Genomic DNA, 12,256 nt, shown 5'->3' with positions numbered 1-12,256 from the left:
GGCAACTCCTGTACACCGCCGCGCTTCTAGCATTCACATGGGAGCAAGGCCAGTTTCTTGCAGGAGGGCAATTTGGAGTGGCAGTCTCTGACTGCCATTTTTTGTTTTCTGCTATCCGTGCTGGTTCCAAGATGGCGGTCGGAGACCGCCACTCCGCTCAAGCCTGCGGCCAGCGCTCCAGTAATGCCCTCGCCTGCGCCAGGCCCTCCGGATCGTTGACATTCATGAACGGATCGAAAGGCTCGACCGGCCACTCCACCTCGATGAAACCCTGCCGCCGCAGGATGGTCTCGACCCGTCGCTGGTCCTCCTCGACCAGCGCGGTCCTCAGGGCCTGCCGCAGATGCACCGGCCAGAGCGCCGCGGTCGGGTGGCGCCTGCCGCCGGAGATGGTGACGGCACCGCCCTTCCCGCCGGCCATACCTCGAAGCCGGGCCACGAGATCGGCGGGCAGGAAGGGCGCGTCGCAGGGTACGACCACGACCTCCGCGAAGCCAGCCTGCGCCGCGTGATCGAGGCCAGCCAGCACACCGGCAAGAGGGCCTGGAAAATCGGGCAGCGTATCCGCCAGGATCGGCAGGCCAAGCTTCGCCAGGCGGCCGGGATCGCCATTGGCGTTGAGGAAGAGCGCCTCCACCTGCGGCCTCATGCGCGCGACGATGCGATCGAGGATGGTGTCCTCGCCCAGCCGGGAAAGACCTTTGTCGCCTCCCCCCATGCGGCGCGACAAGCCGCCGGCGAGGATCAGGCCCATGATTGCGTCGTTGATCGGTGTCATGTCGCCATCATGCCTGCGTCGCAGCGTGCAGACAAAGGTTGAACGCCGTCATCGGGACGGCTACAGCCTTGGCGATGCCCGCCACCGCCCCTCCTCCTCCCTTCGATGAAGCGCTTCGCCTCGATTTGCGCGGGTTGAAATGCCCGCTGCCGGTGCTGCGCGCCCAGAAGGAGTTGGCCCGGCTGAGGCCGGGCGCGCTGCTGATCCTGGAATGCACCGACCCGATGGCGGCCATCGACCTTCCCAACCTCACCCGCGAGACGGGCGACCTCTATGAAGGCCACCATAAGGGCGAGGGCTTCACTGCGTATCATCTGCGCAAGGCGCCGAGGCCATGATGCGTCTGATGGGGCTTTCGGGCTGGAGCGGCGCCGGCAAGACGACCCTGATCGCCGCTCTCATTCCCGAGCTGCGCCGCCGCGGCCTGACGGTCTCCACCGTCAAGCACGCCCATCACGCTTTCGACGTCGATAAACCCGGCAAGGATTCCTACATCCACCGGGAATCGGGCGCGCAGGAAGTCCTGGTCTCCTCCGCCCATCGCTTCGCCCTGATGCACGAACTGCGCGGCGCGCCCGAGCCGCCGCTGGCGGAACTGCTCAAGCGCCTCTCGCCGGTCGATCTCGTGATCGTCGAGGGCTTCAAGCGCGATCCCCATCCCAAGATCGAGATCCACCGCGTGGCGGTCGACAAGGCCTTCATCCATCCCGATGATCCCTATATCCGTGCCATTGCCACCGACGCGCCCGGCCCCTTCCCCGTGCCGCGCTTCGACCTCGACGACATCGCTGCTATCGCCGACTGGGTGATCCGGGAGGCCGTCCCGATCGACCAGGAGATTGCAGCTTCTGGCAGCCGGCCCTGATGCTGCTACCATCGTCATGAAAAGGATGGCGGCGCACCATCATCCACGCCATTTGACACAAGGAATTTGAGATCATGTCGAAACGCCCCCTTCTTCTCGTCACCGGCGGAAGCCGGGGTATCGGCGCGGCCATCTGCCTGAAAGCGGCGGAAGCCGGCTATGATCTCGTCATCAACTACCGCAGCGACCATGCGGCCGCCGGGCAGGTTTCCGACGCCGTGCACAAGGCCGGCGCCCGTGCTCTGGTGCTGGCCGGCGACATGGCCGATGAAGCCGATATTGCCGCCCTCTTCGCCGCGACGGACGAGTTCGGGCAGCTCACCCACATGGTCAACAATGCCGGCATTACCGGGCGTTCGGGCCGGCTCACCGATATCGACCCCCAAGTGATCCGCGAGACGATCGACCTCAACGTGACCGGCGCCATCCTGGTGGCGCGCGAGGCGGCCAAGCGCCTGTCGACCCGTCTCGGCGGCCCGGGGGGCTCCATCGTCAACATTTCCTCGGTGGCAGCCCATATCGGCTCGCCTGGCGAATATGTCTGGTATGCCGCCTCGAAGGCCGCTGTCGACGGTCTGACCATCGGCATGGCCCGGGAGCTCGCCTTGGAGGGCGTGCGCGTAAATGCGGTGGCACCGGGCATGACCGAGACCGAGATCCATGACCGCAGCACCGGCGATCCCGGACGTGTCGAACGCATCAGGCCGTCGATCCCGATGCAGCGCATCGGCAAGCCCGAGGAGATCGCCGATGCCGTAATGTATCTGCTATCGGACGCGGCGAGCTATGTGACGGGCTCCATTCTCAGGGTATCGGGGGGTCGTTAGCCGAAGGCGCCATGCGTGCTCTCCTAATTGACGGAGACGGATGGAATAGCGACAGCAAAAATAATGACGAAACCAGGAAATGATCGCGACGTTATAGCCGTGCCTTGATCTCCACTCAATTAACGTCTATGGTAGTTTTCGTCGATTTTGCTGTCGAACTTTTTCTGCGCCGCAGTCGCGCTGACGATCTTCCTCTTTCAACTTCGATCTCAAAAACTTGCCGGGCACTCTGCGCGGCGAGGATTCTCTTATGTTCGATTGAAAGGAAATCGTCATGAACACCGGTGTTGTAAAATTCTTCAATTCCACCAAGGGTTTTGGATTCATTCAGCCTGACCAGGGCGGAGCGGATATTTTCGTCCACGTCAGTGCTGTGGAGCGTTCCGGTCTGCGCGGTCTGGTCGAGGGGCAGAAGGTCACCTTCGACGTTGTGCGGGATAACCGCAGCGGCAAGAACGCGGCCGAAAATCTCCGCGCTGAGTAATTATGTGGCGCTGATGGCCCTTGACCACGGATGTACTGGCACGGGCCATTGACGCGCTTATCGAGAAGGTCGGGCTTGCCCGGCCTTTTTTGTTTTGGAGTAGGACCGTTATGTCACGCATGGCTGACATTCGTTTCGTACCCAAGCTTCCGCGCATGGAGGCCAGGCACGAAGAGACCAACAAGGTCGCCCGGGCAATCCTGGATGATGAACTCGCGATCCGGGCGGCCAAGACCGAGCGCTTGCGCCAAGCGAGATTGGCGCGGGAAGCAGTCGGCACACCGGAGCGTCCACCCGTGAGCGAGGGTCCAAAGCGGGCAATCCCGAAGCGCAACCGCAAGTCATAGTTCGGCGCTTGGTCAAAGCGTTTTGCGATTTGACGGAATCGGCAAGAATCGCAAAGACGCGTCGAAACAAAGAGCTAGAGCAAAGAAGCGTTCACGCTTGAACGCGCTTTGCTCTAGCCCTCGATACAGGATTTCCCGGCGCGACGTCACTTCCTTCAGGGAGGATGTCACGCTGGGCTGGAATATCCATCATAACGCCTCATGCGTCATGCCTATCCCCGTCAGAGCCCTCGGAGTAGCTGTTTTATTATTGTCCTACTCAGACAGTTGTGACTCTGACGGGGGGCCTCCCCTCTCGGCCTAACTCAAACCTCGCCCGAACCCGACAGGCTGATGGGCAGCCAATGCCCCGTCTCGCGAAACACCAGCCAGGCAACACTGGCCAGGGCCAGCGCTATCAAAGCGAGGACGATGACGTAGCTGACGCGCTCAGATGCGCTGGAATGATTGATGTCGGTCATGCAGTTTATTTACCACATGCCAGACTTCGCCGAACCTCAGCTCTTGGGATACAGCCGGCGAGAAATAGGTACGTCTCAGCGTATGTCGCACTGACCAGAGCCGCTCGGCGCATCCCACGACGGGATTAGCCGGCGCAACGAGCGTAACGGCCCCATGGCCCGAACCACAGATATATACCGCCGCAGTGGGAGTGATCACCCATAAAGGGCGAAATCTCTCCTCAATATTCCCGCTCGTAGTAGATCCCGGCCTTCGAACCGTCTGTGCCCGCCTGGCCACGCAGCTTGAGGTTCTTGGTAACGTCGAGATTGACGGTGGCGTCCGTCTGCCCGCCCACGCCGGTCGTGACGCCGAGATAGATGTTGTCGCCGATATAGCGGCCGGCCTGCACGGCGGCATTGCCCGAGGAATCGGTGACGACGCCGAGATTGTCGAGACCGGTGGACTTGCGGATGCTGCCGAGCAGATCCGGCCCCGACGAACCGCCCGCCAGCTGGGCCACGGCGGTGGCAAGCTGCACGATCTGCAGCGGCGACAGGTCCTGGATGCTGCGGCCGAACAGGAAATGCGCCATCACCTCATCCTGCGGCAGCTCGGGCACGGAGGAGAGCACGATCTGCGGATCGGAAGCCCGGCCGGTGACCCGCGCCGTCACCGCGATCGAGCTGGAATTGGTGATCGCCACGAAGTCGATCTGCGGATCGAGATCCCCCATCAGCGTGACCTTGCCACGGTCGAAGACGATGTGCTGGCCGATCACGTCGAGCGAGCCGCGCCTCAACTCGAAGGCTCCCACCGGCGCGAGGTTGGAGACCGGCCCCTTCAGGGACATCTGGCCGCCGAGCTCGGCATCGATGCCGCGGCCGCGCACGAAGATACGGGCCGGAGCATCGATGGTGAGGTCGAGCACGACATTCGGGCCGGAGCCGCCCTTGCCGCCCTTCCTGCCGCCCTTCACCGGCGGATTGGCCTTGGCGAGCGTGCGGGCGACTTCCGGCGGCGGCTTGAGATGCTTGACGCCGAGCATCGCCGCATTGGCGGCGAAGCGCTCGGGGATGGTGATCTCGGCGCGCTGGATGGTGATGCGCCCCCCGACCACCGGCTGCGACATCAGCGGGCCGCGCACCGTCATGTCGCTGCTGACGATCGCGGTGGCGAGATCGCCGTCGGTCAGCTTGGCGTTGCGCGTGGTGATGGTGAGATCCGCCGTCAGGTCCGGCTTGAGCGAGACCGAGCCGCTGGCGCCGATGGTGCCACCGCCCTGGGTGGCGGCGCTGAACTGGGCGATGGTGGCACGGTCCCCGTCGAAGCGCACGGTGGAGGTGATGCCGGTCAGCTTCATGCCGGTATCGGGATCGCTAATCGTGCCGCCCGCGATCACGGCCTGACCTGAAACAACAGGTGCGGAGACCGAGCCGCTGGCATTGGCGTTCAGCGTGAGGGTGCCGGTAGCACGCGCGCCCCGATCTTTGAGCAGGCCGTTGGCCAGGGCAAGCGGCGCCGAGCCCTGCACAGCAACGGAGAGGCCTGGCCCGGACAGCGGCACCTGGCCATGCGCCGAGACGGTGAGGCCGCCGCCCCCGGTGATGCTGGCTCTCTCGAGCGTCACCGTCTTGCCGGCATAGCGGCCATTGGCGGAAAGCTGCAGCGCCGAGAGCCCCATGCCCTTGAGCGCGGCGGCATTCAGGTTGGCACCGGTGACCTGGAACTCGGCGCTGGGATCGGCTGTCTTGCCGGAGACCTTGGCATTGGCTGACAGTGTGCCGCTGGCGCCGAGGCCTGGCGAGAAGAGGTTGGCGAGCGAGACTGGCAGTTGGCTGACCACCACATTCATGGCGATGGCATCACCCACTGTGCCGTCGACTGCGACCTGGCCGCCCTGCCCGATGCGCAGCACCGTCTTGGGAATGGTCACGCCGCTGGAGCGACTAGCGATCGTCACGGGTGAGGCGAGCGAAGCGGAAATGCCCTGCTGCTGCATCGAGAGCGTGTCGAGCCTCGCATCGAGCCCGTCGGCAGCCGGCTTCACAGCCCCGGAGACGGCTAGCTTGCCCTTTGGCATCGTGCCCTGGACCTGGAAGGCCGTGCTGTTCGCGCCCTCCGATTTCGCCGTGGCCTGAAGCTGGTTGAGGATGAAGGAACCGGCCTGGACATTGCTGGCCGTCACGGTGCCGGCAATAGCGGGCACGCCTCGCAGATCAGTCGCGGTCAGATCGATACTGGCGGCGCCGATAGTGTTGGTCTCGATCTTCAGTGCCTTGGCCTGCGCTTTTACCGCGGCATTCTGCTTCGTGCCCTCGACCGACAGCGCGATATTGGCTGTAACCGAACCGGAGGCTTTGGTCAGAAGCAGGGGCGCGATCGCGGCCATATCCGGTATCGCCGCCGTCAACTGGCCGCTGGCGAGGTTGTCGGGCCGAAGCGCCAAATCACCGGCGATCTGCGCGGAGCCGGCGCTCATGGTGAGACCCTTGATCTCGTGGGTAGCATCATCGGTCGTGACGATCGCCGCCGCGGCCCGGACCGGCATGCGATCGAGCATGCCCGAGAGATTGAAGGTGCCGTTGACCAAGGGGCCCGCGACGCTGCCGGTGAAATTGGCCTTGCCGTCGGTGAAGGGCTTGCCCTGCAGCGTCAGCTTCGGCGCGTTGATATCGGCGACGACATCCGGCTTCTCGGCCGTTCCCTTGAGCGTGGCGACGAGATCGATGGCGCCGGAAGCACGGTCCGTCACCAGCTTGATATCCGTGAGGCCGGCGGTCGCCTTGAAATCCATGGCCTTGGCGCCATAGAGACCGTTGGCGGACGCGTTGAACTGCTTGTTGCCGAGATTGACCGCCTCGAAATGCAGGCCCTGCTCGTCGCGCCGCACGCCGCCCTTGAGGCTGGTCGCGCCCTTGAGAAGGGCATCGGCCCTGGGATCGCCAATCACCACATCGCTGGCGTTGCCCTCGAAGGTGAGATTCAAGGCGCCGCCGGCGAGGCCGATGTCGCCCTTGGCGGAAAGGTCGGTCTTGCCGCGCATGTCGCGACCGGCAAGGCCCGAGAAAACCGAGATATCAGGCGTTGCAAGCGTGTAGACGCCGCTCAGGGTGGCTCCTTCCACCTTGCCGGTAAAGCCCGCCTGAGCGGCATTGGCCGCCAGATGCACGCCATCGATGATCACCGGCTGGGCGGCCTGCCATTTGCCGGCGGCCGTGAGGTCGAGCACCTTGCCCAGCGCCTTGGCGAGCGCGGGGTCCGTCGAGCTCAGCCCGTCGCCATGGCCGGTGACCTTGAAGGTCAGGCTGCGGCCTTGCGGGTTTTCGAGATTCTGGGCATCGCCTCCGGCCTGGATGGTGGCGCTTTCGGCCTGGACCGTGCCAGCCACCAGCTTCTGCAGGTCGAAATTGGCATTCCAGCCGCCATCGCCGAACTGCGCCTTCAGGGTCATGCCCTTGATATGGGCGCCCCCGCCCGGCAGCAGGATGTCGTGGCCGTCGCCTGCGCCGAAGGTGCCGTCCAGCTTGAGATTGGTCGGGAAGGCGTCGGGCGAGAGGACCGCCGACAGAGCGAGGTCGATCACCCCGGACTTGATGGTAGCGTGGTCGAGCGTATAGCCTCCACCCGCCGCCTGCCCGCCTGCCACCGAGATGGCCGACTCGCCCCTGACGAAATCGGCATAGGCCGGATCGACCAGCCGCTCCAGCAAACCGTTGAGATCGGACTTGAACGTCAGCCCGGCGGGCCCTTGCGCGATCGTCGTGCGGCCGCCGAACAGCTTGGTCCCATCGGCGGAGAGGGCGAGATCGGCTGCGAAATTGTCGAGTGGGCCGGAACCGACGATGGTAAAGCCGAGCGCCGGATTGCCGGGCACCTTCAGCATGCTGCTCAGGAAGCCGCCATGCGGCTCCTGCAGCGACAGATTGAGACTGAGCTGGCGCGTGGCATTGTCGAAATCGGTGGTGAAGGTGAGATCGCCACCCGGCGGCTGGATGCGCTTGACCAGGAGCTCGGCATGGAGCTTGCCGCCTTCCAGCAGCGCATTGCCGTTGACGTCGAAGACGGTGTCCTCGCCCGCGAGCGCCGCCGAGAGCTTGACGGCCGGTACGGCGAGCTTGCCGAGCTTGACCGACACCGGCAGCTCCGGCAGCGAAAAGCCCTGCGAGCTCGCGGCCGCTTGCACGCCCTGCGCCGGATTCGGCTTGCGCGTGACCTCGATCGAACTCGCTTCCAGCGAATCGATGTCAAGCTTGCCGGTGAGCAGTGCCGTACGGCTCCAGACCAGATGGGCGTCCTTGATGGTGAGCCACACGCCCTGGCGGTCGGCGATAGTGATCGAGGAGATCTTCACGTCGGACGAGAGGGCGCCGTCGATCTGGCCGAGCGAAATCTTCTGGTCGGGCGTCGAGATGGTGTTCTCGACATAGGAGACGAACCAGGACTTGTCGCTTGCGTCATCCGCGCGTGCGGGTGCGAGCTCGCGCAGGCCGAGCGGCAGGGCCACGGCAGCCACGGCGATGGCAAGGGCGATCCTGCGCCGCATCAGAAGCTCTCTCCCAGTCCGATATAGATCGCCGCCGGCGGCGTATGCTGGCGCTTGATCCTGCCGTTATCGATCACGCGCCCGTTGATCTGCGTCAGGCCGCGGGCGATGTCGAGCCGGATGGCGCCGAGGCTGGTATAATAGCGCAGGCCGACGCCCGCGCCGACCGTGATGGTCTCATCGAAGGTCGGGAAGGAGGAGGAGAAGGCGCTGCCCGCATCGACGAAGGGCACGATACCGATGGAGTCGGTCACCCTCACGCGCATTTCCAGCGAAGCTTCCGCCAGCGACTGGCCGCCGACGATGAAGCCGTCGGCGAGCCGCGGCCCCAGGCTGCGATAGTCATAGCCACGCACCGAACCGCCGCCGCCGGCGAAGAACAGGCGGTCGTCCGGCATCTCGTCGGCGGGCGCTCCGGTGACCGAGCCCAGCGCCACACGCCCGGCGAGGACGTAGCGGCCCATCGAATCGAAGGAGAAATAGGCCGAGCCGTCGAAGCGGCTGATGAGGCCGAAATTGCCAAACTTGGCTTCATAGAAGGGCTCGAGCTGGCCCCTGAGGCGATAGCCCTTGGTCGGCTCCAGCTTGTCGTCGGTGGTATCGTAGGCAAGCTCGGCCGGCAGGCTGAAGAGCAGAAGGTCGCGCTTGTTGAAGCGGTCATCGACCTGGTCGTACTCACCATTGACGGCGATCTTGCCGGTCAACTGCTCGGAAAATTCATGGGCGAGGCCGATGCGGGCGCGGAAGGTGTTCTGTGAATAGGGATCATAGACCTCGCGCTTGGCAAGGAGCTGGGCGGTGAGATCGGTGAAGGGGTCCCAGATGCCCGGCTTCACGAAGGTGATGCCGCCCAGATAGGTAAATTTCGAGGTATCCACCGAATCGATACCGGCAACGTTCGCCTCCAAGCGCAGGCGCTCGGCCTGACCGAAGAGATTGCGGTGCTCCCAATAGCCATTGAGGCCAGCGCCGTCAGTGGTGGAATATTCCGCACCAGCGCCGAACACATGCAGCGGGCGCTCGGTCACCGTAACCATCAGCGGCATCAGGCCGTTGCTGTTGATCGGGCCTTCGGTGATGCTGGTGGTCGAGAAGACCTGCAGATGCTGCAGGCGGCGCTTGGCAAGCTCGATCTCGGCAGGATCATATTGGCCGCCGGGCTCCAGCCCCATCTGCCTTGCCGTGAAGGCCGGATCCATGTCCTTGGTGCCGTCGACGGTGACCTGGCCGTAATGGGCAAGGCGCCCGGGCTCGACGGCCAGCGTCACATTCAGCCGATTGTTGACATGGTCGGCGACGATCTTGCGCGGCAGGGCCTTGGCCTTGGGATAGCCCTGGCGGCGCCAGGCGTCGATCATCGCCTGCTCGGCCGAGAGCACGATATCGGAATTGGCGGGATTGCCAGGCACCAGGCCGAGACGCTCCGGCGTCTTGATCTTGGGGTTCTCATCGGCCGGGCTCGGCGGCGCCCTGCCCTCGTAGCTGATCTGGCCGAAGGTGAAGGCCGGGCCGGGATCGACATTGATCACCACGGGCACGGGATGGGGCAAGGTCGCGTCGGACTGGATCTGCTCCAGTGGCTTGCCATTCACCAGGATGGAAATTGAGCCGCCGTAATGCGCATCCGCGTAGAGGGCGCCGAGGATACGGTCATATTCGGCGTGGGCCTTGGAGAGGAAGGCCGGCGTGGAGGGCGGCGGCACCTCGTCCTTGCCGCTGTAGAGGGCGGAAGCGGCCTCGACGGCCGCCTTGATGTCCTTGTCGCCGCCATTCACGTTCACGCTGATGGTATAGGGCTGCGCATCCGGCGAGGTCGACTTCTGCTCGGACTCAAAGAAGCTGTAACCGAAGAGCTTGAAAGCGGCGGCGGGTTGGGGCTTGAGCCCGGCGACAAGCGCCATAACGGCGACCGAGAGTGCCAGTCCCTTGGCCAACCCCTTGGCAAGTTGCGGGCGCGATAGTAAGAGGCGGTCAAGCCGCAGACGCCCCCCCATCCCGTCTGGTTCACCCCTCGCCATAGAACAGCGCCCTCATCACGCCACGCCGCGGGAGCGCCGCCCCGGATCGGGACCTTACGCCAAAGCGGCTGTTCAGATCAACCCGGGGCCGTATATCATGATGAAGAACTGGTTAATCGGCTGAACTTCTTTTCCTCATCGGCCGATACTCCGTAACGTATTATTTATTCATTCGGACTCAATACACTTAATTGTTGGAAACTGATCGATTGACTGCGTTCCGTTTGTAGATAGAGAGGCTGACCCGGCAGATTCGAAAAGCCTGCTGAAACGCCATCAATAGATATATTGCTCAAATCTTCCAGATCTATCTTTGCGGAATATGAAAAGTTTACAACACGTTAATTGCAGCGGCTTTCAACCGGTGAAGTCGGCTCCGGGGATTTTTCCCTAATCAGGCAGTCCCTTGCGATGCCCCAGCCGGGTTTTCAGCCACTCTTCGACCTGCTGTCAGGCAGAAGCGCAACAAGAAGAATGACGCCGAGCATGCCGATGAAATCGAAAGCCTTCTGCTGGCCGTTCCAGATCTGGGACTGCCACATGGCGAACCATTCGCCGCCGATCGCGACGAATCCGACGGCGTAAAGCAAAAGCCCCAGTGTCAGCCCCGCAATCGCCACGGGCTTTGCGCCGTCGAAGTCCGGCGCGGCGATTCTGGCGAGCAGCAGGGCCGCGCCGACCCAAAGCAGCAGCGAGACCACGACCTCCCAGGCGATGATCGCAACGTAGCCGGCGTGCTGCAATGTCGGGCTTGTAACCGCGCGCCAGTGGATCGCGGAATTCGGGAAGGTCGTGTCCATCGACAGGACGTGCTGCACGAACTGCCAGTTGCTGTCATAGTCGGTGATATTTCCGAAGGCCACGAGCGTGAAGAACAGAGCGGCGGCAGCGATCAAGGCAAGTTTGCACAAGCGGACCGGGATCATGTGAACATTTCCTCTCTCGATGCCGGCAGGCGATGGGGCCCGGGCAAGAAGATATTTGCTATTCTTATTGATGGAAATCGCCTCTAATATATATGACAAGAGTTATTACGTTTATTCGTAAACTCCAACAGCCTCTTGCTTCTGATCACTTATATGATCCGTCGCAATTGAATTGAGATGGAGAAAACATACTGATAAGGACTCCAATGATCCGCGATCGAGGTGCCCCATGGCAGTCCGCAAGACATCTGGCGCAACGGCGTTCGTCGTCCTCGGCTGGAAGCACGCCACCGCCATCCTCATCCTGGCCGGCGCTGGCCTCGCCGTCGGGGCGCAGCCGGCAGCGGCGGCCGACTACGCGCCGATCGATTGCGCTAAGGCCAGCCTGCCCAGCGAGCAGACCATCTGCCGGAACTACGGGCTCGGGCAGAGCGAAGCCCGCATGGCGACACTTTTCGGCATCGTGACTTCGCTCGTCGCCATGGGCCAGCGCGGCGATATCGGCGAGGCGCAGCGGCAATGGCTGAAGACCCGCAACCAGTGCGGGACGGATGTTGCCTGCATCACGGACGCCTATAAGGCACGCATCCAGACCCTCTCGACGGTGATGGACAGCATCGCCTCGCATGGCCCGTTCTGAAAAATCGGAGGCAGATATGAAGCGCCTTTATGTTTTCGCAGCTATTGTGAGCCTTGCCTGTCCACTCTCCGCGCTGGCTGGTCCGGGCGTTCGCTATCGCTGTTCCGACGGAACCCGGATCGTCGCGGCCTTCGACAATCGAGGCACTGGCAGTGCGATGCTCTCCTTCGGCCGCGGCCCCCCGCCCCTCACCCTGCCACAGGCGATGTCAGCCGATGGCGGGCGCTATACGGACCAGTCCACTGAGTTCTGGATCAAGGGCCGCGGCGCCACGCTGACGCGGGGTGGCAATACCGTGACCTGCAAGACGCGCTAGAGGCGCGGTCACTAGATGTGAGCTTTCAGGAGGTTGTCCATTCGGAAGCGACCGGGAAGATTGAGGTT

The 12,256-nt window shown here is 63.4% G+C and carries 12 protein-coding genes; 7 read left to right on the top strand and 5 right to left on the bottom strand.

Annotation, left to right across the window (positions count from 1 at the left end):
* Positions 1–157: 157 nt before the first annotated feature.
* Positions 158–778: a molybdenum cofactor guanylyltransferase MobA gene (gene mobA, locus QQL24_RS34495; protein WP_284316850.1), complete on the bottom strand. Its 621-nt coding sequence runs from the start codon at positions 776–778 to the stop codon at positions 158–160.
* Positions 779–816: 38 nt separating this feature from the next.
* Here mobA and QQL24_RS34490 point away from each other — a divergent pair, with 38 nt between their 5' ends.
* The 5 genes from QQL24_RS34490 (at position 817) to QQL24_RS34470 (ending at position 3,301) form a co-directional block, all read left to right on the top strand.
* Positions 817–1,116, top strand: a complete 300-nt coding sequence (locus tag QQL24_RS34490) for a sulfurtransferase TusA family protein (protein WP_431310807.1) — start codon at positions 817–819, stop codon at positions 1,114–1,116.
* On the top strand, positions 1,116–1,643 hold the full coding sequence (mobB, locus tag QQL24_RS34485; protein WP_284316852.1) for a molybdopterin-guanine dinucleotide biosynthesis protein B: 528 nt from the start codon (positions 1,116–1,118) through the stop codon (positions 1,641–1,643). Before QQL24_RS34490 ends, mobB begins: the two co-directional genes overlap by 1 nt.
* A gap of 74 nt (positions 1,644–1,717) precedes the next feature.
* Positions 1,718–2,470, top strand: coding sequence for a glucose 1-dehydrogenase (locus tag QQL24_RS34480; RefSeq protein WP_284316849.1), 753 nt, complete (start codon positions 1,718–1,720; stop codon positions 2,468–2,470).
* 274 nt (positions 2,471–2,744) lie between these two features.
* The gene (locus QQL24_RS34475) at positions 2,745–2,954 is read left to right on the top strand and encodes a cold-shock protein (protein WP_284316848.1); all 210 of its coding nucleotides are present in this window, start codon (positions 2,745–2,747) and stop codon (positions 2,952–2,954) included.
* A gap of 110 nt (positions 2,955–3,064) precedes the next feature.
* Positions 3,065–3,301: a hypothetical protein gene (locus QQL24_RS34470; RefSeq protein WP_284316851.1), complete on the top strand. Its 237-nt coding sequence runs from the start codon at positions 3,065–3,067 to the stop codon at positions 3,299–3,301.
* Between the two features lie 305 nt (positions 3,302–3,606).
* Here the strand turns inward: QQL24_RS34470 and QQL24_RS34465 are convergent, their stop codons facing one another.
* The 4 genes from QQL24_RS34465 to QQL24_RS34450 form a co-directional block, all read right to left on the bottom strand.
* The gene (locus tag QQL24_RS34465) at positions 3,607–3,762 is read right to left on the bottom strand and encodes a hypothetical protein (RefSeq protein ID WP_284316847.1); all 156 of its coding nucleotides are present in this window, start codon (positions 3,760–3,762) and stop codon (positions 3,607–3,609) included.
* 221 nt (positions 3,763–3,983) lie between these two features.
* Positions 3,984–8,288 (bottom strand): translocation/assembly module TamB domain-containing protein, encoded by a 4,305-nt coding sequence (locus QQL24_RS34460; protein WP_284316846.1) that lies wholly within the window; start codon positions 8,286–8,288, stop codon positions 3,984–3,986.
* Positions 8,288–10,282: an autotransporter assembly complex protein TamA gene (locus tag QQL24_RS34455; RefSeq protein WP_284316845.1), complete on the bottom strand. Its 1,995-nt coding sequence runs from the start codon at positions 10,280–10,282 to the stop codon at positions 8,288–8,290. Before QQL24_RS34455 ends, QQL24_RS34460 begins: the two co-directional genes overlap by 1 nt.
* A 452-nt stretch (positions 10,283–10,734) precedes the next feature.
* Positions 10,735–11,232, bottom strand: a complete 498-nt coding sequence (locus tag QQL24_RS34450) for a DUF2165 family protein (protein ID WP_284316844.1) — start codon at positions 11,230–11,232, stop codon at positions 10,735–10,737.
* 229 nt (positions 11,233–11,461) lie between these two features.
* On the opposite strand from QQL24_RS34450, the gene QQL24_RS34445 reads away from it, so the two are divergent.
* A complete protein-coding gene (locus QQL24_RS34445; RefSeq protein ID WP_284316843.1) occupies positions 11,462–11,872 on the top strand; it encodes a lysozyme inhibitor LprI family protein in 411 nt (136 codons plus the stop codon).
* A 16-nt stretch (positions 11,873–11,888) separates the two neighbouring features.
* The gene (locus QQL24_RS34440; RefSeq protein ID WP_284316842.1) at positions 11,889–12,188 is read left to right on the top strand and encodes an MliC family protein; all 300 of its coding nucleotides are present in this window, start codon (positions 11,889–11,891) and stop codon (positions 12,186–12,188) included.
* The last annotated feature ends 68 nt before the right edge of the window (positions 12,189–12,256 follow it).

Source organism: Labrys miyagiensis (genome assembly GCF_030160835.1).
Classification (GTDB): Bacteria; Pseudomonadota; Alphaproteobacteria; order Rhizobiales; family Labraceae; genus Labrys; species Labrys miyagiensis.
Note: the sequence above shows the minus strand (reverse complement) of the source record. Positions and strands in the feature narration are given on the sequence as shown.